This window comes from Streptomyces sp. NPDC048516 (assembly GCF_043199875.1).
GTDB lineage: Bacteria > Actinomycetota > Actinomycetes > Streptomycetales > Streptomycetaceae > Streptomyces.
Map to the genome: position 1 here is coordinate 446115 of NZ_JBICWS010000005.1, position 23180 is coordinate 469294.

The 23180-nt window shown below is 73.4% G+C and carries 19 protein-coding genes and 1 riboswitch; of the genes, 12 read left to right on the plus strand and 7 right to left on the minus strand.

Going from position 1 to position 23180, the window contains the following annotated elements; translation table 11 throughout:
- Positions 1–155 precede the first annotated feature (155 nt).
- The gene (locus tag ACGFR7_RS13650) at positions 156–2342 is read right to left on the minus strand and encodes an acyl-CoA dehydrogenase (RefSeq protein WP_393317507.1); all 2187 of its coding nucleotides are present in this window, start codon (positions 2340–2342) and stop codon (positions 156–158) included.
- A gap of 429 nt (positions 2343–2771) precedes the next feature.
- On the opposite strand from ACGFR7_RS13650, the gene ACGFR7_RS13655 reads away from it, so the two are divergent.
- The 5 genes from ACGFR7_RS13655 to ACGFR7_RS13675 all read left to right on the plus strand — a co-directional run bounded on the left by ACGFR7_RS13655 (position 2772) and on the right by ACGFR7_RS13675 (position 8076).
- Complete coding sequence (locus ACGFR7_RS13655; RefSeq protein ID WP_393317510.1) at positions 2772–3386, plus strand: GNAT family N-acetyltransferase; 615 nt, start codon at positions 2772–2774, stop codon at positions 3384–3386.
- Positions 3387–4091: 705 nt separating this feature from the next.
- Positions 4092–4751: a class I SAM-dependent methyltransferase gene (locus ACGFR7_RS13660; protein WP_393317512.1), complete on the plus strand. Its 660-nt coding sequence runs from the start codon at positions 4092–4094 to the stop codon at positions 4749–4751.
- Between the two features lie 19 nt (positions 4752–4770).
- Positions 4771–5739 carry an N-acetylmuramoyl-L-alanine amidase gene (locus tag ACGFR7_RS13665; protein WP_393317514.1) on the plus strand — a complete coding sequence of 323 codons (969 nt, stop codon included), beginning with the start codon at positions 4771–4773 and terminating at the stop codon, positions 5737–5739.
- 196 nt (positions 5740–5935) lie between these two features.
- Positions 5936–6799: a hypothetical protein gene (locus ACGFR7_RS13670; protein WP_393317516.1), complete on the plus strand. Its 864-nt coding sequence runs from the start codon at positions 5936–5938 to the stop codon at positions 6797–6799.
- Between the two features lie 266 nt (positions 6800–7065).
- Positions 7066–8076 (plus strand): LLM class F420-dependent oxidoreductase, encoded by a 1011-nt coding sequence (locus tag ACGFR7_RS13675; protein WP_393317519.1) that lies wholly within the window; start codon positions 7066–7068, stop codon positions 8074–8076.
- Positions 8077–8090: 14 nt separating this feature from the next.
- Here the strand turns inward: ACGFR7_RS13675 and ACGFR7_RS13680 are convergent, their stop codons facing one another.
- The 4 genes from ACGFR7_RS13680 to ACGFR7_RS13695 form a co-directional block, all read right to left on the minus strand.
- Positions 8091–8894 (minus strand): maleylpyruvate isomerase family mycothiol-dependent enzyme, encoded by an 804-nt coding sequence (locus ACGFR7_RS13680; RefSeq protein ID WP_393317522.1) that lies wholly within the window; start codon positions 8892–8894, stop codon positions 8091–8093.
- A 72-nt stretch (positions 8895–8966) separates the two neighbouring features.
- Positions 8967–10049 carry a prenyltransferase/squalene oxidase repeat-containing protein gene (locus ACGFR7_RS13685; protein ID WP_393317525.1) on the minus strand — a complete coding sequence of 361 codons (1083 nt, stop codon included), beginning with the start codon at positions 10047–10049 and terminating at the stop codon, positions 8967–8969.
- Positions 10046–11005: a class I SAM-dependent methyltransferase gene (locus tag ACGFR7_RS13690; protein ID WP_393317528.1), complete on the minus strand. Its 960-nt coding sequence runs from the start codon at positions 11003–11005 to the stop codon at positions 10046–10048. Before ACGFR7_RS13690 ends, ACGFR7_RS13685 begins: the two co-directional genes overlap by 4 nt.
- Positions 11006–11074: 69 nt before the next feature.
- Positions 11075–12487 carry a glycosyltransferase family 4 protein gene (locus ACGFR7_RS13695; RefSeq protein ID WP_393317531.1) on the minus strand — a complete coding sequence of 471 codons (1413 nt, stop codon included), beginning with the start codon at positions 12485–12487 and terminating at the stop codon, positions 11075–11077.
- A 239-nt stretch (positions 12488–12726) separates the two neighbouring features.
- On the opposite strand from ACGFR7_RS13695, the gene ACGFR7_RS13700 reads away from it, so the two are divergent.
- Complete coding sequence (locus tag ACGFR7_RS13700) at positions 12727–13440, plus strand: TetR family transcriptional regulator (protein ID WP_393317534.1); 714 nt, start codon at positions 12727–12729, stop codon at positions 13438–13440.
- 113 nt (positions 13441–13553) lie between these two features.
- Here the strand turns inward: ACGFR7_RS13700 and ACGFR7_RS13705 are convergent, their stop codons facing one another.
- Both ACGFR7_RS13705 and ACGFR7_RS13710 read right to left on the minus strand, forming a co-directional pair.
- Positions 13554–13787 (minus strand): ferredoxin, encoded by a 234-nt coding sequence (locus tag ACGFR7_RS13705; protein WP_393317537.1) that lies wholly within the window; start codon positions 13785–13787, stop codon positions 13554–13556.
- Positions 13787–15238 (minus strand): aldehyde dehydrogenase, encoded by a 1452-nt coding sequence (locus ACGFR7_RS13710; protein WP_393317540.1) that lies wholly within the window; start codon positions 15236–15238, stop codon positions 13787–13789. Before ACGFR7_RS13710 ends, ACGFR7_RS13705 begins: the two co-directional genes overlap by 1 nt.
- A gap of 277 nt (positions 15239–15515) precedes the next feature.
- Between ACGFR7_RS13710 and ACGFR7_RS13715 the strand changes: the two genes are divergently transcribed.
- The 6 genes from ACGFR7_RS13715 (at position 15516) to ACGFR7_RS13740 (ending at position 23127) form a co-directional block, all read left to right on the plus strand.
- The gene (locus tag ACGFR7_RS13715) at positions 15516–16604 is read left to right on the plus strand and encodes an MBL fold metallo-hydrolase (protein WP_393317543.1); all 1089 of its coding nucleotides are present in this window, start codon (positions 15516–15518) and stop codon (positions 16602–16604) included.
- Between the two features lie 272 nt (positions 16605–16876).
- Positions 16877–16980, plus strand: a riboswitch (cobalamin riboswitch).
- A gap of 188 nt (positions 16981–17168) precedes the next feature.
- Positions 17169–18482 (plus strand): prenyltransferase/squalene oxidase repeat-containing protein, encoded by a 1314-nt coding sequence (locus ACGFR7_RS13720; RefSeq protein ID WP_393317545.1) that lies wholly within the window; start codon positions 17169–17171, stop codon positions 18480–18482.
- A complete protein-coding gene (locus ACGFR7_RS13725; protein WP_393317548.1) occupies positions 18482–19228 on the plus strand; it encodes an SCO2322 family protein in 747 nt (248 codons plus the stop codon). The genes ACGFR7_RS13720 and ACGFR7_RS13725 overlap by 1 nt, the downstream gene beginning before the upstream one ends.
- Complete coding sequence (locus tag ACGFR7_RS13730) at positions 19225–20535, plus strand: CbiQ family ECF transporter T component (RefSeq protein ID WP_393317550.1); 1311 nt, start codon at positions 19225–19227, stop codon at positions 20533–20535. The genes ACGFR7_RS13725 and ACGFR7_RS13730 overlap by 4 nt, the downstream gene beginning before the upstream one ends.
- The gene (locus ACGFR7_RS13735; protein ID WP_393317552.1) at positions 20532–22196 is read left to right on the plus strand and encodes an ABC transporter ATP-binding protein; all 1665 of its coding nucleotides are present in this window, start codon (positions 20532–20534) and stop codon (positions 22194–22196) included. Before ACGFR7_RS13730 ends, ACGFR7_RS13735 begins: the two co-directional genes overlap by 4 nt.
- A 49-nt stretch (positions 22197–22245) precedes the next feature.
- Positions 22246–23127: an ECF transporter S component gene (locus ACGFR7_RS13740; protein WP_393317555.1), complete on the plus strand. Its 882-nt coding sequence runs from the start codon at positions 22246–22248 to the stop codon at positions 23125–23127.
- Positions 23128–23180 lie beyond the last annotated feature (53 nt).

Below are 23180 nucleotides of genomic sequence, written 5' to 3' on the forward strand. Positions count from 1 at the left end.
GGGCTTCGGACCAAGGGGGCCGGATCGGAGGGCAGATCAGGGGCTGACTCAGGGACTGCGCCAGGGAGGCAGCTGCGGGGAGTCACGCAAGGGGGGCAGATCAGCGGGGGTCAGACCAGCGGGGTTCACACCAGCGGGGTTCAGACCAGCGGGGTTCAGATCAGCGGGCGGGGCTCCGGGTCCCGGGGCAGGCCGAGCAGCCGCTCCGCGACGACGTTCAGCTGCACCTGGGTGGTGCCGCCGGCGATGGTCAGACAGCGCGACATCAAAAAGCCGTGCAGCGCCCGTCCGCCGGCCCCTTCCCGCACCGCGCCGTCCGGTCCGAGCAGTTCCAGCGCCAGCTCGGCGACCCTCTGCTGGTGCGGGGTCTGCACCAGCTTGCGGATGCTGGCGCCCGCCCCCGGCTCCAGGCCCGATACCTGCTGGAGCGTGGTGCGCAGCCCGATGCAGCCCAGGGCGTGCGCCTCGGCGGCCAGCGCGCCCACCTTCACCCGCACCGCCGCGTCCAGCCCCGCGGCGCGGTCGAGCAGCGCCTCCAGGCCGGTGCCGAAGGTCACCTGGTCGGCCATGTGGATGCGTTCGTTGTCCAGGGTGGTACGGGCCACCTTCCAGCCTTCGTCGACCTCGCCGACCACCGCGTCGGCCGGCAGCCGCACATCGTCGAAGTAGACCTCGTTGAAGAGGGAGTCGCCGGTGATCTCCTTCAGCGGGCGGACGCCGATGCCGGGCGTCTTCATCTCGACGACGAAGAAAGTCAGCCCCTTGCGCTTGGGGGCCTCCGGGTCGGTGCGGGCCAGCAGGATGCCGTGGCTCGCCCCCTGGGCGGCCGAGGTCCACACCTTCTGACCGTTGATCCGCCAGCCGCCGTCGTCCGTCCGCTCGGCGCGGGTGCGCAGGGAGGCCAGGTCCGAGCCGGCCTCGGGCTCGGAGAACAGCTGGCACCACAGCAGATCACCGCGCAGCGACGGCAGCAGATAGCGCTCCTGCTGCTCCTGGGTGCCGTGGGCGATCAGCGAGGGGACCACCCAGGTCGCGATGCCCAGATCGCTGATGCGGACGCCGGCGGCGGCACACTCCTGCTGGATCGCCAGTTGCTGTACGGGGCCCGCGCCCAGTCCGTAGGGCCTGGGGAGGTGCGGCGCGGCATAGCCGGCGGGGGCGAGTGCGCGCCGTACGGCCGCGGGGTCGAGGCCGCGTACGCCGTCGATGACGGCGCGGGCCGCGGACCGGTACTCCTGGGCGGCGGCGGGGAGTTCGAGGTGCAGCGCGCGCCGGGCACCGTCAACGCCGTGGCGGGCGGCGCGCAGCCGGTGGGTGTCGCCGCTGCCGAGCAGCTGGCGGGCCACGGTCGCCCGCCGCAGATGGAGATGGGCGTCGTGTTCCCAGGTGAAGCCGATGCCGCCGAGCACCTGGATGCAGTCCTTGGCGCAGCTGAAGGAGGCGTCCAGAGCGGTCGCGGTGGCCAGCGCCGCGACCAGTGCGCGGACCGCGGGCGGCTCGTGCAGCGCGCGGGCCGCGTCCCAGACCAGGGCGCGGGCCTGCTCGCAGCGGACGAGCATGTCGGCACAGAGGTGTTTGACCGCCTGGAACTGGCCGATCGGACGGCCGAACTGCTCGCGTACCTTGGCGTATTCCGCGGCGGTGTGCAGCGACCATGCGGCCGTTCCGCAGCTCTCGGCGGCGAACAGCACCCCGGCGGCGTCGCGGACGAGGTCGCCGTCGATGGCCAGCAGCCGGTCGCCGGGCACCGGCACGGCGTCCGCGCTCACCTCGGCGGTCGGCCGGGTCGGATCGGCGCTCTCCTGGACGCGCACGGACAGTGTCCCGGCGTCGACGGCGAGCCAGACGGTGTCCGTGGCGGTCCGCGCGGCCAGCACCAGCAGATCCGCATCGGCACCGGCCAGGACCGGGGGCGCGGTGCCGTCCAGGACGTAGCCTCCGGCGTGCGCCGTGGCGGTGAGGGAGCCGGGCCCCAGGGCGACGGCGGCGATGCGCTCCCCTTCGGCCAGGGCCCGTACCAGGGGCCGGTGGCCCCCGCCGCGGTGCAGCAGCTCGGCGGCGAGGGTGGTGGGCAGGTACGGCCCGGGGAGCGCGGCGCGGCCCATTTCCTCCAGCACGACGGCGAGGTCGAGCAGTTCACCGCCACCGCCGCCGTCGGCCTCGGGGAGGTGCAGCCCCAGCAGCCCCTGGGCTGCGAGCTGGTCCCAGTAAGCGGGTCGCCCCTGCGGTCCGGGTGAGGTGTCGAGCAGCTTGCGCACCTCTTCGGGCGGCACGGCCCGCGCCGCCCAGCCCCCCGCTGCCTTGGCAAGATCACGGTGCTCTGCAGTGATTCCGATGCCCATACGACACAGACTAGAACACGTTTCATTTTGACGGAAGGTCAGAAATGGCGCGAGTGGAGCAGGGCGGGGCGGGTGTGCGGATCGGGGCAGGGTTGCGCGGCGCGGGCGGCGCGGGCGGCGTTGCGCAGAGCGGGGCGGGGTTGGGTGGAGCGGGGCGGGTTGGGTCGAGCGGGGCGGGGTTGGGTCGAGCGGCGCGGGACAGCCCCGTAGCCGGTCAGGCCTTCCGAACGGGGCCCGCGCCCGCCTGCGCGCACCACACCGCTGAGCCGCGCCCCCTCCCTGGAGCCCCGGCACCGACGGCCGGAGCATCCCAGCCGGCCTACTGGGTCAACTCATCGCAGGGGCGCCTGCGTTCCCCGCAGAGACGGGCAATTGCACTAGTTCAGAATTCACTTGCCCCTAGTGCGACGCCCGGATAGCTTCTGCGTCATGACTGCCCGGTCCCCGCTGCCCATCGTCCTCGCTGGCCGGCACGTGCGCCTGGAGCCCCTGACGACGTGGCATCTGGGCGAGCTGTTCGCGGCAGGAGGCCGCGACGAGGAGGTGTGGCGGTGGCAGGGCGGGCCGGCGCCGCAGACTCAGGAGGAGCTGGGCGACAAGCTCGCCGTACTGCTGGAGGGCGCCGGGCGGGGTGAGTACGTTCCCTTCGCGGTCATTCACCGTGCGAGCGACCAGGCCGTCGGCTGGACCACGTACTTGGACATCGACGTGGCCAACGAACGGGTGGAGATCGGCTCGACGTGGTACGGGCGTGCGTGCTGGCGCACCGCGGTCAATACCGAGTCGAAGCTGCTCCTGCTCACCCATGCCTTCGAAGACCTGGGCATGGGGCGCGTGCAGTTGAAGACCGATCACCTCAATCACCGCTCGCAGGCGGCCATCGCGCGTCTCGGGGCACGCCGCGAAGGAGTCCTGCGCCGCCATCGCCGACGGCCGGACGGCACCTGGCGCGACACGGTGTACTTCTCGATTCTTGCCGAGGAGTGGCCTGCGGCCAAGGAACGCCTGGCCGCCCGTCTGGGAGGTCCCGGCCAGGGCGGATAGCGTCGTGGAGGCCGGCGGACGGTAAGCCACGGTGGAGGCACACGTCTGCGTCCCGGCCCGCCGCACACGGGCGGCCCTGCCCGGCGCACCGGAAGCACTGACCGCTGCCGCGACCCTGCCGGACCCTGCCCGGGTGCACCGGTCGGCGCCGAGCAGACGGTCCGCCCCGCCGGGGGCCGTCCGGGATTCCCCAGGGGCAGCCCCCCACCGGCCCCCACGGCCCTCGCCTGCCCGCGCCGGCCCCCACATGCCCCCACATGCCCCACCGGGATTCCTCAGGGAACGACAGGGAGGCGAGCATGAAACGGTCCGGCGAATTCCGGTACGCGTCTTCGCAGGATGACGCGGGCCGTCATTCCCTCCGCATCGCTTCTCCGTCGCGCATTCGCCGCTTTCGGGCATCAGGGAAACGGCCGACGATAAAACCGCCGGGAACGGCCAGGAAACCGGCGGAGATCCGGCCGGAACCGACAGGAACAGCCCACGAACAGCTCACGAACAGCCAGGCCCCCCGACGCACGGAAAGAGGAACCCCGTTCCGATATCCGAATGCCCGGAAGGGTGACCGGAAGGGTGACCCGAAGGACAACCGGAAGGACAACCGGAAGGACGACCGGAAGGGCAGCCGTAAGGGAGACCCGCGCCTCGCGCGTCCCGACCCGTACGGCACCATGAGGCCCTGACCGCACCATCAGGAGGCAGCCCATGTCCGCTCCCACGGCTCCGACCGCTCCGCAGCCGGAAATCCTCGCCGCGTTCGAGGCGGCGAAGGGCTTCATGCCCGTGGACGAGGGCCTTGCGCTGTACGCGGCGGCGGCGGAGGCGGCGGCGCTCGGGCTGCCGCTGGTGGAGGTCGGCACCTACTGCGGCCGGTCCACGATCCTGCTCGCGGACGCCGCCCGCGCCGCCGGTGTCATGGCCGTCACCGTCGACCACCACCGGGGCAGCGAGGAGCAGCAGCCCGGCTGGGAGTACCACGACCCGACCGTCGTCGACCCCGAGGTCGGCCGGATGGACACCCTGCCCACCTTCCGCCGCACCCTGCACGCCGCGGGCCTGGAGGACCAGGTGATCGCCCTGGTGGGCCGCTCCCCGCAGGCCGCGGCCGTCTGGCAGGCGCCGGTGGGCCTGGTCTTCATCGACGGCGGGCACACCGACGAGCACGCCACCGCCGACTACGAGGGCTGGGCACCGCATGTCGCGCCCGGCGGGCTGCTGGTGATCCACGATGTGTTCGCGGATCCGGCGGACGGCGGCCAGGCCCCGTACCGCATCTACCGCAGGGCCCTGGAGTCCGGCGCCTTCACCGAGATATCGGCCCACCGGTCGCTGCACGTACTGCGGCGTACCGGGGCCGGCATCTGAGCGGGCTACGATCGCCGACGTGTCGAACGGCAGTACTCCTTCTCCGCACCGCCGCCTGCGCGGCGCCCTCCTTGCCGTACTGGCCGCCGTGGTGGCCGCCGGCCTGGGGGGCGGCTGGCTGGTCTGGCGGTCGTCGGAGGACGGCGCCGGGCTCCCGTGGGCCGGGCAGCCCGCACCGAGCCGGCCGTCGGGGCACGGGACCGGCGGCACGGCAGGCGGCGGCAGCCAGGACCCGGGCGGCAAGGACAGCGGACCGGGCTCCACGGGCCACGGCTCCGGCTCCGGCCACGGCTCCGGCAAGGGCGGCCCGCGCGGCAGTCTCAAGGGCAAGGTCGTGGTGATCGATCCCGGCCACAATCCGCACAACGGCGAGCACGGCCGGGACATAGCCCGCCAGGTGGACATCGGCAACGGCCGCAAGGAGTGCGACACCACCGGCACCTCCACCAACGACGGTTACGCCGAGGCGTCCTTCACCCTCGACGTCGCCCGCCGCGCCCGCACCCTCCTGCGGCACGCGGGCGCCAAGGTCGTGTTCACCCAGGACGGCGACCGCCCGTACGGGCCGTGCGTGGACGAGCGCGCCGGTATCGGGAACGAGCAGCACGCCGATGCCGCGCTCTCGATCCACGCCGATGGCTCGGGCGCCGGCAACCGTGGCTTCCACGTCATCCTCCCCGCCCGCGTGACGGCCCGTCCGGCCGCCACCGCCCCGATCGTGGCGCCCTCGCGAAAACTGGGCGAACGGCTGGCCGGCCGGTTCCGCGCGGTCACCGGAAGCGCGCCCTCCAATTACATCGGTCACGGCACCGGGCTCGACGTGCGCTCCGATCTCGGCGGCCTCAACCTCTCCACGGTGCCGAAGGTCTTCATCGAATGCGGCAATATGCGCGACCCCGAGGACGCCGCGCAATTGACCGACGCCAAGTGGCGGCAAAAAGCGGCCCGTGGGATCACCGAGGGCATTACGGACTTCTTGACGCACTGACCCGGCCGCCGGCCCGCGCCCGAAACCCCTCCGATACCGGATCCGGTACGCCGTGCCGAAGTGCGGGGAAACGAACAAGGCAGCCCGCAGGATTCGCCGCCGGGTTCCCCTTTACGATGGGTGGCCACCGCCGTGCCTCGCACTGCGCACCGCGACAGCGACGACCGGACCCACGAAACCGACAAAGGACCCTTACGTGAACATCCGCTCCCTCACTCGAGGCGACGGCGTGGTGATCGGAGCAGCGGTGTTGCTGTTCATCGCCTCGTTCCTCGATCTCACCAGCGCCCCGGACTGCTCCGGCGCCGGCGCACTCGCCAAGTACTGCGAAGCCCAGGCCTCCTCGGGCATCAACGCCTGGCAGTCGCTGGGCCTCCTCATGAGCGTGTACCTGGCCGGAGTGATCGGTGCGGCGATCATCATCCTCGGCCGGACGCTGCCGCAGTCGCAGCAGCGCAAGGTCGCCGGCCTCGATGTCGGCCAGTTCGGTGTCGCCCTCACCGTCTTCGCGGCCTGGACGGCGCTGTGGACCATCATCTCCGCCGCCGGCGGCGGGGCGGGCCTGATCCTCGGCCTGATCGCCGCCCTGATCCTGGCCGGTGGCGCCGTCGCCGGCCCGCTCGTCCCGGCGCTCAAGGTCGCGCTGGTCGGCGCCCCCAAGCCGCAGCCCGCCCCCTACGGGGCCGGTCCCAACCCGGGTTACGGCTACCCCGGCGCCCAGCAGCAGGCGGGCCACGGCTACGGCTACCCGGGCGGCCAGCAGCAGCCCCAGCCCGGCCAGCCCTACGGCCAGCACGCACCGGCCGACGCCACGGCCGGCGGCCACGCGGCAGCCGCCGCCCCCGCGGCCGGCGCCCCCACGGACTTCGCGCCGTTCTGGTTCGCGGTGCCCGTCGCCCGCCCGCTGTACGGCGAGGACGGTTCGCCGGCGCCGATCGCCGAACTGGCGCCCGGCACCTGGTACCTCGCGGTGGAGCAGCGCGGCCAGGCCCTGATCGCCCAGACCCAGGACGGCCGTCGCGGCGTGCTGCAGGACACCACCGGTATCCAGCGCGGCTGACACCGGACACCCAGCGGTCCTTTCGCGGCCTCGCACCTCGCGGCCCCTCGCCCTCGCGGGCGGGGGGCCGTTGCCATGTCCGCGACCGGGCCGTACAGTCACCGGACGCACCACACCTGACACACCGTCAGCAGGAACGTCACCGTCGACACAGGACATCGCCGGCACGGGACACCGTCAGCACGGGACACCGTCAGCACGGGACACCGTCAGCACGAGTCGCCGTCAGCACGGTGCGGTCACCGCGTCCGGGAGGGGCGATCGGCATGCGACTGGGGCTGGCACTGGGCTACTGGGGCCGCGGCCCCGACCCCCGGCACCTCGAACTCGCCCGCGAGGCCGAGCGGCTGGGGTATGCCTCGGTGTGGACGGCGGAGGCCTGGGGGTCGGATGCCTTCACGGCGCTCACCTGGATCGCCGCCCACACCTCGGGCATCAAACTGGGCACCGGTATCGCGCAGATGGCGGCCCGCACCCCCACCGCCACCGCGATGCACGCCCTGACCCTCGACCATCTCTCCGGCGGGCGCCTGCTGCTGGGCCTGGGCCTGTCCGGACCGCAGGTCGTCGAGGGGTGGTACGGGCGGCCCTTCCCCAAGAGCCCGCTGACCGCCACCCGCGAATATGTGGACGTGATCCGCCAGGTCCTGCGCCGCGAGGGGCCGGTGGCCTCGGAAGGGCTCTTCCACCCGCACCCCTACCACGGCGCGGACGGCACCGGCCTCGGCAAGCCGCTCAAGCCCATCACCCATCCGCTGCGGGCGGACATTCCGCTCCTCCTCGGCGCCGAGGGCCCCAAGAACATCGCCCAGACCACCCGGATCGCGGACGGCTGGCTCCCGCTGTACTGGTCACCGCAGCGCCCCGAGGTCTACCGGGCGTCGCTGGCGGATGCCCCGGACGGGTTTCTCATCGCGCCCATGGCCCGCGCCGTGGTCTGTGACGACATCGCCGAGGGGCTGCTGCCGGTCAAGGCCATGCTCGGTTTCTACATCGGCGGGATGGGCCATGCCGCCAAGAACTTCCACGCCGATCTGATGGCGCGGATGGGGTTCGAGGAGGAGGCCCGGCGGGTGCAGCGGCTCTTCCTCGATGGCCGCAAGGAGGAGGCCGTCCACGCCGTTCCGGACGCCTTCGCCGACGAGATCTCCCTGGTCGGCCCGCGGGAACGGATCGCCGAGCGGCTGGAGTTGTGGCGGGCGGGCCCGGTCACCGACCTGCTGGTCACCGCCCCGGACCCGCACACGCTACGAGTACTGGCCGAACTGAACTCCTGACCGCGGCGGGCCGCTCACCCGAAGGTCGCCCACTCCAGCCACTGGTCGAGCAGGGCGCGCTCACCCAGCACCTCGACCCGGTCGCTGTCGGCGGGCAGCCGGCGGTAGAGGACCTGGAGCACATCGGTGAGGGGGCCGCGCAGCGCGACCGCCGCCTTCTCGTGGGTGCGGCGGTGGGTGGGCACCGTTCCCGTGAGGTCGAGCAGCCACTCGGCGTCCAGCCCGGGCGGGGCGTCGGTGGCGTGGACGTGGATCGTCCGGCCGGGGCCGAGCAGGTTTCCCCCGCGCTCGGCGAAGCGGGCCAGCACCATCGGCAGTTCGCTGATCTGCAGCCACTCCTCCAGACAGTCCGCGGCGACCGGCGCGGGGACGTCGAAGGGGACACCGGCGGTCAGTGCGGCGTCGGCCCGGTGAATGACCGTCTCATGGGCCATCCGGCGGGCCCAGAAGCCCGTGTTCCGTGCCGTGGTCCAGCTCCAGACCTCCGTGTCGGGGCCGGCCTCCCGCAGCGCGGCGACGGTCTGCTCGACGCCCGCCGCCAGCCAGGCGTCGAGCGCCGCCGCGTCCTCGCCCTCCGGTCCGGCGCCCCCGGGGACGTCCGTGGGGTCGACGCTCTCCGCAGCACGGGTGGCGACGATCGTGCCGGTCCAGCGGTGCGCACCGCCCACATGCCGGGCGAGGTCGGCCAGTGTCCAGTCGGGGCAGGTCGGCACGGTCGCCGAGAGATCGGCGCTCCGTACGATCTCCCGGAACGCCTCGGTCTCGGCGAGGAGTCGGGCGCAGTATTCCTCGTGGGTGAGGGAGCCTTGGAGTGTCATGCGTCGCACAGTAGTGCGCCCGCCCCGGCTCGTCCTCTGCTTTCCGGGCGCCCCGCCGGCCGCGGCCCGCCGCTAACCGGCCTCCGGGCGGCAGCAGTCCGGATCGAGTCCCGTCGGCAGCCACTCGCCACCGAAGACCGACGTGGTGGCCTCGTCGCCGCCCAGGGCGGCCACCGCGAGCAGCACCGAACCGGCTGTCCAGGAGGTGAGTTCGCGGGGCCAGATCGCGTCGTCGTCGAAGACGTAGCCGGTCCAGTACATGCCGTCCTCGGCACGGAGGTGCTGGATCCACTTGAGGATCTGCACGGCCCGGTCGGACTCCCCCATCGCCCACAGCGCGAGCGCCAGTTCCGCGCTCTCCCCGCCGGTGACCCAGGGATTGGGCAGCACACAGCGCACGCCCAGACCGGGCACGACGAAGCGCTCCCACTCCGCGTCGACGCGCTCCCTGGCCGCCGCACCACGCACCGCTCCGCCCAGGATCGGGTAGTACCAGTCCATGGAGTAGCGGGCCTTGTTGAGGAACCGCTCGGGGTGGCTGCGTATCGCGTGGCCGAGGCTGCCGACCGCCAGTTCCCAGTCGGGCTGCGGCTCCTCGCGCTGGTCGGCGAGGGCGAGCGCGCAGCGCAGCGCCTGGTAGATGGAGGACGAGCCGGTCAGCAGCGCGTCGTTCACGGGGGTGCCGTCGTCCTCGCGCTTCCAGCCGATCTCGCCGCCGGGCTGCTGGAGCTCCAGGACGTACCGGATCGCCGAGTGGACCGCGGGCCACATGCGGTCGAGGAAGGTCTCGTCGCCGGTGGAGAGGTAGTGGTGCCAGACGCCGACCGCGATATAGGCGCAGAAGTTGGTCTCCCGGCCGCGGTCGGTGGGCTCCTCGGCGTCACCGTCGGCGTAGGCCGCGTACCAGGACCCGTCCGGGTTCTGATGCCGTACCAGCCAGTCGTACGCCGCCTCGGCGCGCTCGTGTTCACCGGCCGCGTCCAGGGCCATGGCGGCCTCGGTGTGGTCCCACGGGTCGAGGTGGTGGCCCCGGAACCAGGGGATCGCGCCGTCCGGCCGCTGGGCCGCCACGATGCCGGCCACCGTGCGGGCCGCCTCTTCGGCGGTGAGCACCCCCGGCAGGACCAGCCGTTCGGTACGCCCGGGACTTGTCACTTGGCGGCCCCGGTGGAGTTCTTGGCGGGGGACGTGGCGGCCGGCGCGGCGCCCGTGGCCTTCTTGGCCGCGGACTTGGCACCGGACTTGGCACCGGACTTGGTGCTCCGGGCGGGCTTACGGGCCGCGGCGGAAGACGCGGGCGCCGGCTTCGCGTCCTCGGCGGCCGGGGCGGCGGGCTCGGCGGGCTCGGCGGGCTCGCTCTCCGCGGTGGCGGCGGGCTCGGCGGCAGCCGTCTCCGGCAGGTGCGGCTTGGTCGCGTAGACGACGAAGCTCTTGCCGATGACGGGGTTGAGCGCCCGCTCGGCGAGCCGGGTGGCCAGCGGCTTCTTCATGATGTCCCAGACCAGCAGCTTGTGGTACGCCTGCACCGGCAGCGCCTTGTCGTTGTCGACCCCGAAGGCGCACTTGAGCCACCAGTAGGGGCTGTGCAGCCCGTGCGCATGGTGGGTGCCGTACGGCTCCAGTCCGGCCTCCCGCATCTTGCCGAGCAGTTCGTCGCCGCGGTAGATGCGGATATGGCCGCCCTCGACCTCGTGGTAAGCGTCGCTGAGCGTCCAGCAGACCTTCTCGGGCCCGTAGCGCGGGACGGTGACGGCGATCCGGCCGCCGGGGCGCAGCACCCGGACCATCTCGGCGAGCACGCCCTTGTCGTCCGGGATGTGCTCCATGACCTCGGAGATGATCACGACGTCGAAGCTGTCGTCGGGGAACGGCAGGTTCAGCGCATCGCCTTCCATGGCGGTGGCGGAGGCGCCCGCCGGGGCCTCGCCCGCCTCCTCCATCGCGGCGAACCACTTGGCGACCTCGCGGATCTCCTCGCCGTTCTGGTCGAGGGCGACGACCCGCGCGCCGCGCCGGTAGCACTCGAAGGCATGCCGGCCGGCGCCGCACCCCAGGTCGAGCACGCGGTCGCCCGGAGCGAGCGGGAAACGGGAAAAGTCGACGGTCAGCACGGCGTTCTGCTTTCGTCCGGCGGTTGGTGGCGGTGGTGGCTGCGGAAAGAGGGCGGGGCCGGCCGGGCGCTAGACGTGCCCGGCGGTGCTCGGCGCGGGCGCGGCGTTGGCGGTCCTGTCGGACATGGCCCGCAAGGAGGTACGGGCGGCGTCGCGGCCGCCCTGGAGGGCGATGGCCTCGCGGTAGCGCTCGGCGGTGCCGAGGGCGGCCTGGCGCCAGGTGAAGCGGGCCAGTACCCGTTCCCGGCCGGCCGCGCCGAGCCGCCGGCGCAGGGTCTCATCGCCCAGCAGCCGCAGCAGTCCGCCCGCCAGCGCACCGGCGTCGCCCGGTGGCACCGCCAGGCAGGTCTCGCCGTCCGGCCCGGCGACCTCGGGGATCGCGCCGCCGGTGGTCGCCAGCAGCGGGGTGCCGGTGGCCATCGCTTCGGCCGCGGGCAGCGAGAAGCCCTCGTACAGGGAGGGGACACAGGCGATCTGGGCGCTGCGGACCAGGTCGACGAGTTCGCCGTCGGTGATGCCCTTGACGAATTCGATGGCGCCGGACAGCCCGAGCCGTTCGATGGCGGCGGCGACCGGCCCGTCGTCGGCGCGCTTGCCGACGACCACCAGATGCGCGTCGGGGTTCTCGGTACGCACCTTGGCCAGCGCCTCGACCAGGTGGATCAGGCCCTTGAGCGGCACATCAGCGCTGGAGGTGGTGACGATCCGTCCCGGTACCTCGGCCACCGAGGCATCTGGCGAGAACAGGTCGGTGTCGGCGCCGATGGGGACCACATGGATCCGGCCGGCGGACACCCCGAGGTCGTCGACGATCTCCTGGCGGGAGGAGCCGGAGACGGTCAGGACCGACGGCAGCCGCCGGGCGACCCGCTTTTGCATGCGGGTGAAGCCGTACCAGCGGCGGACGGAGGCGCGGCGCTTCCAGCCGCCGGCGGCCTCCAGATCGAGCCGCCGGTCGACGGTGATGGGGTGGTGGATGGTGGTGACCAGCGGGGCGCCGAGCGCGCCGGGGCCGCCGAGCAGGCCGTAGCCGAGGGTCTGGTTGTCGTGGACGACGTCGAACTGGCCGCGGCGGGCGGCGAGATGACGCCGGGCCCGCAGGGAGAAGGTCAGCGGCTCGGGGAAGCCGCCGGTCCACATCGTGCCGACTTCGAGCGCGTCGATCCAGTCGCGGTACTCGCCCGGCTTCGGCGTGCGGAACGGGTCCGGCTGGCGGTAGAGGTCCAGGCTGGGCAGCTCGGTCAGGGGCACCCCCTCGTCCAGGACGGGGTAGGGCTGGGCGCCGATGACCTCGACGGTGTGGCCGAGGCGGGCCAGTTCGCGCGAGAGGTGGCGTACATAGACACCCTGGCCGCCGCAGAACGGGTTCCCCTTATACGTGAGCATCGCGATGCGCAGGGGATGCTCACCGTTCGACGGGGCGGAGGCCGAGGAGGCCTCTGCGGGGCGAGGCGCGGCTGCCTGGACGGCCTCTGCGGTCACGCTCGGCCCCCTTCTCACTGGACTTTCGCCGGAGCGTAACCGCTGGCGGTAATCTAGAACAAGTTTCAGAACTGATTGGCTACTCATCAGTTCACCCAGCTTCGAATCTACCGGCCGAGAACGAGGCGAAAAGAGCCGCACCAGGTGATTCGCGCCACCACCCGCCCCCCTGCCATGCTGTGCCGAGCACACCACCGGCACTCACCGCATCGCGGACGGAATGCCACGGAATGGGAAATATGACTACGGAATCCAAGGCGGCCAGACCGACCCTTCCCGCGAGTCCTCCCCTGACCGAGCGTCAGGAGGCGCGACGCCGCCGCATCCTGCACGCCAGCGCCAAACTGGCGTCCCGTGGCGGCTTCGACGCCGTGCAGATGCGCGAGGTCGCCGAGTCCTCGGGGGTCGCGCTCGGCACCCTCTACCGCTACTTCCCCTCCAAGGTGCATCTGCTGGTCGCCACCATGCAGGACCAGCTCCAGCACATGCACGAAACGCTGCGCAAGCGCCCGCCGTCGGAGCAGGACCCGGGCGCCCGGGTCGCCCAGACCCTGATGCGGGCCTTTCGCGCACTGCAGCGCGAACCGCACCTCGCGGACGCGATGGTGCGCGCGCTGACCTTCGCCGACCGTTCCGTCAGCCCCGAGGTCGACACCGTCTCCCGGCTGACCACGGCGATCATCCTCGACGCGATGGCCCCGCCCGTCACCCACCACCACCCTTCGCAGGAGCTGGCGCGCCCCTCCACCTCGCCCACCCCCGAACAGCTCTCCGCGGTCCGGGTCATCGAGCACACCTGGCACTCGGCACTGATCACCTGGCTGTCGGGACGGGCCTCGATCGCCCAGGTGAAAATAGACATCGAAACGGTGTGCCGGCTGATCGGCCTCACCGCCCCCGACGCACCCAGCGCACCCGGCGCACCCAGCGGCCCCGCCGCCGCGGAGCGTTAACCCCGCTCCGCACCTGGGTAGTTGGCCCGTAGGGGGCCTTCCGCACCCCTACGGGACCGCCGCCCCCGCCCCCTACTGGGCCGCCTCTCCCCCTCCCCCGCGCCCCGGGCCGCTCACTCCTCCGGCGGGAAGACCGCCTCCCCGCTGCCGGCCACGGTCAGCGTGATCGCCTCCACGGGGCACCCCTCGGCCGCCGCCAGCACGCTCTCGCCGGCATCCGTCTCCGGCTCCACCGGGTGCGACTGCCGGGCCGAGTCCAGCCGGAAGCCGTCCGGCGCCGCGGCGGCGCACATCCCGGACCCGATGCAGACGCCGCGGTCCACCTCCACCTGCCAGCGGTCCCCCATCAGGCACCGGCCGGCAGATGGATCATCTTGTGCTCCAGATAGGCACCGAAGCCCTCGGGCCCGAACTCCCGCCCGATGCCGGAGTTCTTGTAGCCGCCGAACGGGCCGAGCATGTCGATGCTGAAGGTGTTCACCGAGTACGTACCGGTGCGCACCTGCCGCGCGAGGTCGATGCCGTGGTCGACGTCGGCCGTCCACACCGAGCCGGAGAGCCCGTAGTCGGAGTCGTTGGCGATCCGTACCGCCTCGGCTTCGTCGTCGTACGGGAGGAGGCAGATGACCGGGCCGAAGATCTCCTCGCGGGCGATCCGCATGGAGTTGGCGACCTCGCCGAAGAGGGTCGGCTCGACGTACCAGCCCGTCGGCTGCCCCTCGGGCCGGCCGCCGCCGGTGAGGACCTTGGCGCCCTCCTTCCGGCCGAGCTCGATGTACTCCAGCGAGCGCTGCTGCTGGCGGCGGGCGACCAGCGGGCCGAGTTCGGTGGCCGGATCCAGCGGGTCGCCGACGGTGAGCGCGGACGCCGCCGCGGTGAACCGTTCGGCGATCTCGTCATAGTGGCTGCGCGGGGCGAGGATCCGCGTCTGGGCCACACACGCCTGGCCGTTGATCATCCAGGCGAACGGCACGATACCGGCCACCGCGGCGTCCAGATCCGCGTCCGGCAGGATCACCGCCGCGGACTTCCCGCCCAGCTCCAGCGTGACCCGGCTGAGGTTCCGGGCCGCGACCTCCATGACCCGCTTGCCCGCCGCCACCGATCCGGTGAACGACACCTTGTCCACGCCGGGGTGCCCGACCAGGTACTCGCTCACCTCGCGGTCCGCCGGCAGGATCGACAGCACGCCCCGCGGCAGCCCGGCCTCCGTCGCGATCTGCGCGAGGAGGTAGGCGTCCAACGGGGTCTCCGGGGACACCTTCAGCACCACCGAGCAGCCGGCCAGCAGCGCCGGGGCGAGCTTGGCGGCGGCGGTGAACTGCGGGACATTCCAGGGCACGACGGCAGCGACCACCCCGGCCGGCTCCCGCCGCACCAGCAGCGGCCCCAGCACCCCGCTCCGCCGCTCCTCGAACGGGAAGTCACCGGCCACCGTCAGCGCCGCGTCCCACGCCAGCATCGCGGCCAGCGACTGCACCATGACGCCGGAGGTGACAGGCGTGCCGTTCTCGGCGCTGATGACCTTGGCGATCTCCTCGCTGCGGGCCGCGAAGGCGTCCTTGATCCGGGTCACCACCGCGATCCGGTCCGCCAGCGGGGCGTTCGCCCACACCCCGGACTCGAAGGACGTACGGGCCGCGGCCACCGCACGGTCGACATCGGCCCGTGAGGCGTGCGGCACCCGGCCGATGACCTGTTCGGTGTGGGGCGAGACGACCTCGATCACGTCCTGGCCGGCCGGATCGGCCCACTCACCGCCTATGTAGAGCTGTCCGTGCTCGACGAGGTCGCTCATCGCTGCCGCCTCCTGCGGGTTGGCCGCCTGTTCGACGATCCCTGACGGTTCCGGGGGTGCTGGGGGTGCTGGGGGTGCTGGTCGCTTTCAGGAACTGATACCAGTTCTAGTGGGAGGAGTCCACGGTGCGAGACCGAATCCCAACCTCCGTGTCAGCACTGGTCACTTCGTGAGGTGACGACATGACACCGCGCGCCACAGGCCCGTCTCATTGAAACGGGTTCTAGTTATAGTGAGGCCGGGTACCGGGTGTACGGCACGCCGAGAGGGGACCGGGATGACGCCGCAGGTGACCGACCACAAGGGCGGGGTGTGGAGCATCGCCGTGCCCATCCCGGACAACCCGCTCGGCCACACCCTCGTCCACCTCCTGGAGACCGACCGCGGACCGGTGCTCATCGACACCGGCTGGGACGACCCGGACTCCTGGAAGACGCTCGTCGCCGGCATCAGCGCCTGCGGCTTCGCGCCCACCGATCTCCACGGCGTCCTGATCACCCACCATCACCCCGACCACCACGGCCTCTCGGCCAAGGTGCGGGAGGCCTCGGGCGCGTGGATCGCGATGCATGCCGCGGACGCCGCCGTGGTCCGCCGCACCCGCGAGGCCGAACCGGGCCGGTGGCTCGACCGCCTGACCGCCAGGCTCGCGACGGCGGGCGCTCCCGACGAGCATCTGGCACCGCTGCGGGAGGCGCGCGCCCAAGGCCGCGGCGGGAAGCTGCCCGGGCAGGGTGCGGCGCTGCCGGACCGCGACATCAGCCCCGGTGCCCTGCTCGACCTGCCGGGGCGCCGGGTGCGCGCCCTCTGGACGCCCGGGCACACCCCGGGGCATGTCTGCCTCCACCTGGAGGAGGAGCACCCTTCGGGGCGGGCCGGCGGCTTCGGCCGGCTCTTCTCCGGCGACCACCTCCTCCCCGGCATCACCCCGCACATCGGCCTGTACGAGGACCCGGAGGGCACGGAGGGCACGGAGGGCACGGAGGGCACGGAGGGCACGGAGGAGGCCACCGCCCCCGACCCCCTGGGCGACTATCTCGACTCCCTCGAACGCGTCGGCAGGCTGGCCCCCGCCGAGGTGCTGCCCGCCCACCAGCACGCCTTCACCGACGCCGGCGGTCGGGTACGCGAGCTCATCGCGCACCACGAGGAACGGCTCCGCCGGCTGCGGGCGCTGCTCCGCGAACCCCGTACCCCCTGGCAGCTCGCCACGGCCATGGAATGGAACCGCCCCTGGGAGCAGATCCCTTACGCCTCCCGCAATATCGCGGTCTCGGAGGCCGAGGCCCATCTGCGCCGCCTGGTGAAACAGGGACAGGCGGAGCGGGTGCCGGGCTCCGATCCGGTGCGGTACCGGGCGGTGTGAGGAAGACGAACTCAGGGGCAAGGCAGGGACGGGCTCAGGGGCAAGGCGGGGACGGACTCAGGGCGACCGGCAGGGGTTGGCTCAGGGGCAAGGCAGGGACGGACTCAGGGCGACAGGCAGGGGCGGGCCCAGGGGCAGGGACAGCGGCAGGGGCGGACCCGTGCACGCTCCCGGCCCTCCTCCCCCGGCGCGGAGCCGGTTCGTACGGGCGAGCGAGTGGCCCGGCGGGCGCCGGTTAAGGTGTGCGGGACAACTTCATCCGTACCCGATCGGGGGAAGCCGGTGGAAATCCGGCGCTGACCCGCAACCGTGAGGACGGCCCCGTCCCCGCCGTGCCCCAGGCCCGGCGTGGCGGCCCGTACGAGCCGGAGCACCCGACAGGGCACGACCAAGGCTCCCGCCACCGAACCACCCGCCCGTGCGGACGGCCGGTGCGCGGCACCGTCGAGGTATACGGAGCTGAGCCCGGTGCCATGGCGGCCGATGTACGCATCGGCGCGCGAGTGGCCGGCCGAGCGTGGCTGCGTAGCATCGCCGCGACCCGACCCGAGAGGCACCGACCCGATGGCCCCCATGGCTTCCATGGCTCACCCGGCCCCTTTGACGCATTCCGTCGCCTTCCTGGCGCGCCGCGCCGCCACGGCGCTGGCTGCCGTGGCGGTGCTGGGCGCGGCCGCTGCCCCCGCCGCGTACGCCGACTCCGCGTCCGCATCCCCCAAGAAGCTGCCCGACGGGCTGTACGGCACCAAGGACCCGCAGTACGACGGGGTCTGGCGGCAGTCCCTCGCGCTGCTGGCCCAGGACACCGTAGGCGTACGCCCCGCGGCGTCGGCCGTGCGGTGGCTGGCCGGCCAGCAGTGCGCCGACGGCTCGTTCACCGCCTTCCGGGCCGAGCCGGGCACGCCCTGCGACGCCAAGACCCCGCGGGACACCAACCAGACGGCCGCCGCGGTGCAGGCGCTGGCCGCGCTGGGCGGGCACGGGGACACCGTGAAGAAGGCCGTGAGCTGGCTGAAATCGGTGCAGAACGACGACGGCGGCTGGAGCTCGATGGCCGGCTCGGCCAGCGATGCCAACTCCACTTCCGTGGTCATCGGCGCACTCGCCGCGGCGGGTGAGAAGCCGCGGTCCGTGACCTCGAAGAAGGGCGGCAAGACTCCCTACGACGCGCTGCTCACCTTCCGGCTGGGCTGCGAGGCGAAGGGGGACGCGCGCGGCGCGTTCACCTTCCAGCTCAAGGGGGCGGCCCCGAACGCGGACGCCACCGCGGCCGCCGCGACCGGAGCGCTCGGCAAGGGCTTTGTCGTCGAGCGGGCCGGCAACGGCGCGGACACCCCCGTCAAGCCGCTGAGCTGCAAGGACGGCGACGACAAGAAGGCGGGCAGCAGCGATCCGGCGCAGGCCGCGCAGGGCGGTGCCGGCTACCTCGTCGCCCAGCTCGGCAAGAACGGGCAGCATCTGCTCTCCGCGATGCCGGGCGCCAAGGAGCAGCCCGATGTCGGCAACACCGCCGACGCCGTGGTGGCGCTGGCGGCCGGCGCGCACACCGCCGCCGCCGCGAAGCCGCTGAAGTGGCTGGAGAAGAACGCGGCTGCCTGGGCCAAGCAGAACGGCCCCGCCGCGTACGCCCAGTTGGTATTGGCCGCGCACGCCACCGGCACCGACCCGCGCTCCTTCGGCGGCACCGATCTGGTGGCCGCGCTCAACGCCACCGGCCCCGAGCCGGCCGCCGCGGCGGCGAAGGCCGGCAAGGACGGCAAGGACGCCGACGGCTCCAAGGGCGGCGGCTTCGGCCTGGTGTGGATCATCGGCATCGGCCTCGCCATCGGTGCCGGCATCGGCTTCCTGCTGAGCAGCCGTAAGAAGACCCAGCTCTGATGCGGCGTTCCCGTCCGGTGCGGCCTCCCCGTCCGCTGCGGCGTTCCAGGATCGCCGGAGCCGCGCTGCTGGCCGGTGCGGTCACCGGCCTGGCCGCCGGGCCCGCCCAGGCGCAGGAGTACCGCTACTGGTCCTTCTGGCACGGCAAGGGCAGCTCCTGGGCGTACGCCACGGAAGGGCCGGCCACGCTGCGGCCGGCCGACGGCTCGGTGGAGGGCTTCCGCTTCGCCGTCAGCGCCGACTCGGCCGCGGCCGGTAAGCCCCGTGCGGCCGCCGGCTTCGACGCGATCTGCCACGGCACCCCCGCGAAGGACGGCCGCAAGCGGGTCGGCATCGTCATCGACTTCGGCACCGCGAGGGATGCGCCCGGCGGGGAACGGCCGCCGCGGCCCAGGACGGAGTGCGCCCAGGTGGCGGAGGACGCCTCGGCGGGCGAGGCGCTGGCGGCGGTCGCCCGGCCGCTGCGCTATGACTCCCGCGCCCTGCTGTGCGCCATCGACGGCTACCCGAAGGCCGGATGCGCGGACCAGGTGGAGGGGGCGAAGGAGCCCGCGTCGTCCGCCGCGCCGTCTTCGGGTGCGGCGGCGGACGGGAGTGGCGCGCGCAGCGGCGGTGACGCGAACGGTGCGGGCGACCCAAGCGGCGAGGGCGACGGCGGCCCGTCCGCCGGGCTGTTCGGCGGGGTCGCGGCCGTCGTCGTACTGGGCGCGGCGGCGGTGTGGCAGGCGCGCCGCCGGCGCGGATGAGCGCCCCGCAGGCGACCCGCACCACCGCGCTGCACGCCGGCGCCTGGTGGCTGTGGGCACTCGGCCTGGCCACCGCGGCCTCCCGCACCACGAATCCCCTGCTGCTGGGGCTGCTGGTGGGGGTGGCCGGCTATGTCGTCGCGGCCCGCCGTACGAACGCGCCGTGGGCCCGCTCGTACGGGGCGTTCGTCAAGCTCGGGCTGGTCGTGCTCGCCATCCGGCTGCTCTTCGCCTTCGTCCTCGGCTCGCCGATCCCCGGTACGCACACCCTGGTCACGCTGCCCGAAGTGCCGCTGCCCGACTGGGCGAAGGGCGTCCGGATCGGCGGCCGGGTCACCGCCGAGGGCATGGTCTTCGCGCTGTACGACGGGCTGAAACTGGCCACTCTCCTCATCTGCGTGGGCGCCGCCAATGCACTGGCCAACCCGGCCCGGCTGCTGAAGTCGCTGCCGGGTGCGCTCTACGAGGCGGGCGTCGCGGTCGTCGTCGCGATGACCTTCGCACCGAACCTGGTCGCCGATGTCCAGCGGCTGCGGGCCGCGCGCCGGCTGCGCGGCCGCCCGGACCGCGGGTTCACGGCGCTCCTCCAGGTCGGGCTGCCGGTTCTGGAGGGCGCTCTGGAGCGCTCGGTGGCGCTGGCCGCGGCCATGGACGCGCGCGGCTACGGCCGTAGCGCCGAGGTGCCGCCCGCGGTACGGCACCTCACCTCCGTCCTCACGCTCGGCGGGCTCCTCGGCATCTGCGCCGGGACGTACGGGCTGCTGGGCGACGCCGGCGGCGGCTACGGGCTGCCGCTGCTGCTGGCCGGGCTGGCGGCGGCGCTCGCCGGGCTGTGGCTCGGCGGCCGCCGGTCGGTGCGCAGCCGCTACCGGCCCGACCGTTGGGGCGCCCGCGCCTGGCTGGTCGCGGGCTCCGGCATCGCCGTCGCGGCCCTGATGATCTGGGCGAACGACTACGCACCCACCGCCCTCCACCCGCCCGCCGTCCCGCTCACCGCCCCGGTCCTCCCGCTCTGGCCGGCCGCCTCCGTTCTCATGGGGCTGCTGCCCGCGTTCGTCGCCCCGCTCCCGCCGGACACGGCCCGGGGAGACCGGACAAAACGAGCGGACCGGACCGAGTGGGCGGACCGAACCGACAGAGCGGACCGGACCGACAGGGCGGACCGGACCGACCGGGCGGACCGGGGAGACCGGGCGGACCGGGGAGACCGGGCGAGCAGCGCAAGCAAGGCAAGCAGGGCAGCCAGGGCCGCGTCCCGTGGCGGTGCCCCTGATGGCGATCCGCACCCGAAGGAGCCCACCCAGTGATCCGGTTCGAGCAGGTCTCGGTCACCTACGGGGACGCCGCGGCGCCCGCCGTCCAGGACATCGACCTGACCGTCCCCGAAGGGGAGCTCTGCCTCCTGGTCGGCCCGTCCGGCGTCGGCAAGTCCACTGTCCTGAACGCCGTGTGCGGCCTGGTCCCGCACTTCACCGGCGGCACCCTGCGCGGCCGGGTCAGCGTCGACGGACGGGACACCCGCACCCACAAACCGCGTGAACTGGCCGATGTGGTCGGCACCGTGGGCCAGGACCCGCGGGCGCACTTCGTCACCGACACCGTCGAGGACGAACTCGCCTACGGGATGGAGTCGCTGGGCCTGGCGCCCGAGGTGATGCGCCGCCGTGTCGAGGAGACCCTGGACCTGCTGGGCCTGGCCGAGCTGCGCGACCGCGCCCTCGCCACCCTCTCGGGCGGCCAGATGCAGCGGGTGGCGATCGGCTCGGTCCTCACCACCCACCCCAAGGTCCTGGTCCTCGACGAGCCGACGTCGGCGCTCGACCCCGCCGCCGCCGAAGAAGTCCTCGCCGTCCTCCAACGCCTGGTCCACGACCTCGGCACCACGGTCCTGCTCGCCGAACACCGCCTGGAGCGGGTGGTCCAGTATGCCGACCAGGTCATCCTGCTCCCGTCCCCCGGCGCACCCCCGGTCATCGGCACCCCCGCCGACATCATGGCCGTCTCCCCCGTCCACCCCCCGGTGGTGGCCCTTGGCCGTCTGGCCCGCTGGTCGCCGCTCCCGCTGTCCGTACGCGACGCCCGCCGCAAGGCCGCACCCCTGCGCGAGCGGCTGGCGGGAGTCAGGCCACCGGCGCCGGAGACGGGCACGGACACGGGCACGGGCGGAGGTCCGGGGGCCTCCCCGGCCTCCGCGGGCACCCCCGCCGGTGCCGCCGCGCTCGTCCGCGGGCTCAGTGTCCGCCGGGGGCGGACCGAGGCTCTGCACCAGGTGGATCTGACCGTGCGGGGCGGCGAGATGCTGGCCTTGATGGGGCGGAACGGCGCGGGGAAGTCCACCCTGCTCGCCACGCTCGTCGGTATGCACGCACCGTTCTCCGGGACGGTGCGGGTCGGTGGCGTCACCCCGCACCGCACCAGCCCGCGGGACCTCCTGCGGCATGCCGGCCTCGTCCCCCAGGAGCCTCGTGACCTCCTGTACGCCGACACCGTCGCGGCCGAGTGCACCGCGGCCGACCAGGACGCGGGCGCCGCCGCAGGCACCTGCCGGGCCCTGGTCACCCGGCTGCTGCCGGACGTCCCCGACTCCGTCCATCCCCGCGACCTGTCCGAGGGCCAGCGCCTCGCCCTGGCCCTGGCCATCGTGCTGACCTCCCGCCCTCCGCTGCTCCTTCTCGACGAGCCCACCCGTGGCCTGGACTACGCCGCCAAGGCCCGTCTGATCGAGGTGCTGCGGGCACTGGCCGCCGAGGGCCACGCCATCGTGCTGGCCACCCATGACGTGGAACTCGCCGCCGAAGTGGCCCACCGGGTCGTCCTCCTGGCCGACGGTGAGATCGTCGCCGACGGTCCCACCGATGAGGTCGTGGTCTCCTCTCCTTCCTTCGCACCGCAGGTCGCCAAGGTGCTGTCCCCGCTGCCCTGGCTGACCGTTCCCCAGGTGGCACACGCCCTGGAGGCCACCGCATGAGCGCACACCCTGAAGGCCGCCGCATGAGCGCATGCCCTGGGGGCCCCGCATGAGCGCGCGCCCTCACCCGCCGGAGGGCGACGGGCCGCGCACCGCGCCCGGCCGCCAGGCCCGTGCCGTACGGCTCGGGCCCCGCTCCGTCGCCGCACTGGTCCTCGTCTCGGCCATCGGCGTGATGGCCTTCGGGTGGCCGCTGCTCGCCGACTCCGCCTCCGGGCTCGCCCATTCCCGGGACGCGCCCTGGCTGTTCGCCGCTCTGCTGCCGATGCTGCTCGCCGTGGTCGTGGCGGCCATCGCCGACACCGGCCTGGACGCGAAGGCCATCGCGATGCTCGGCGTCCTGGCCGCGGCCGGGGCGGCGATGCGCCCGCTGGGGGCGGGGACGGCCGGTATCGAGCCGATGTTCTTTCTGATGGTGCTGGCGGGGCGGGTGCTCGGGCCCGGTTTCGGGTTCGTGCTGGGGTCCGTGGCGATGTTCGCGTCGGCACTGCTGACCGGCGGTGTCGGCCCGTGGATGCCGTTCCAGATGCTGTCGATGGGCTGGGTGTCCATGGGCGCCGGCCTGCTGCCGGGGCCCGACCGGCTGCGCGGCCGCCGTGAACTGGCCGTGCTCGCCGCCTACGGAGCCGTCTCCGCCCTCCTCTACGGCCTGGTCATGAACCTTCAGGGCTGGCCCTACATCGGCGGCCTGGCCTCGGGGGTCTCCTTCGTCCCCGGGGACCCGCTCGGCCAGAACCTCGCCCGCTACCTCGCCTACTGCCTCGCCACGTCCCTCGGCTGGGACGTCCCCCGGGCCCTGGTCACCGTGCTCCTCACCTGCACGCTGGGCGGCACCGTCCTCAAGGCCCTGCGCCGCGCCACCCGCCGGGCAGCCTTCGACGTCCCCGTCTCCTTCCCTTCCGAGCCGCCCGCGGGGACCACCGCCCCGTGACGCGAGGGACCACCGCCCCGTGAGACCCGGGGGAGCGCCGCCCCCGTGTCCGG

Excerpts from the sequence above, each read along its gene's own strand:
- ACGFR7_RS13650 (WP_393317507.1), bottom strand. The coding sequence starts at position 2,342 with ATGGGCATCGGAATCACTGCAGAGCACCGTGATCTTGCCAAGGCAGCG.
- ACGFR7_RS13655 (WP_393317510.1), top strand. The coding sequence starts at position 2,772 with ATGACTGCCCGGTCCCCGCTGCCCATCGTCCTCGCTGGCCGGCACGTG.
- ACGFR7_RS13660 (WP_393317512.1), top strand. The coding sequence starts at position 4,092 with ATGTCCGCTCCCACGGCTCCGACCGCTCCGCAGCCGGAAATCCTCGCC.
- ACGFR7_RS13675 (WP_393317519.1), top strand. The coding sequence starts at position 7,066 with ATGCGACTGGGGCTGGCACTGGGCTACTGGGGCCGCGGCCCCGACCCC.
- ACGFR7_RS13680 (WP_393317522.1), bottom strand. The coding sequence starts at position 8,894 with ATGACACTCCAAGGCTCCCTCACCCACGAGGAATACTGCGCCCGACTC.
- ACGFR7_RS13700 (WP_393317534.1), top strand. The coding sequence starts at position 12,727 with ATGACTACGGAATCCAAGGCGGCCAGACCGACCCTTCCCGCGAGTCCT.
- ACGFR7_RS13705 (WP_393317537.1), bottom strand. The coding sequence starts at position 13,787 with ATGGGGGACCGCTGGCAGGTGGAGGTGGACCGCGGCGTCTGCATCGGG.
- ACGFR7_RS13710 (WP_393317540.1), bottom strand. The coding sequence starts at position 15,238 with ATGAGCGACCTCGTCGAGCACGGACAGCTCTACATAGGCGGTGAGTGG.
- ACGFR7_RS13715 (WP_393317543.1), top strand. The coding sequence starts at position 15,516 with ATGACGCCGCAGGTGACCGACCACAAGGGCGGGGTGTGGAGCATCGCC.
- ACGFR7_RS13720 (WP_393317545.1), top strand. The coding sequence starts at position 17,169 with ATGGCCCCCATGGCTTCCATGGCTCACCCGGCCCCTTTGACGCATTCC.
- ACGFR7_RS13725 (WP_393317548.1), top strand. The coding sequence starts at position 18,482 with ATGCGGCGTTCCCGTCCGGTGCGGCCTCCCCGTCCGCTGCGGCGTTCC.
- ACGFR7_RS13730 (WP_393317550.1), top strand. The coding sequence starts at position 19,225 with ATGAGCGCCCCGCAGGCGACCCGCACCACCGCGCTGCACGCCGGCGCC.
- ACGFR7_RS13740 (WP_393317555.1), top strand. The coding sequence starts at position 22,246 with ATGAGCGCGCGCCCTCACCCGCCGGAGGGCGACGGGCCGCGCACCGCG.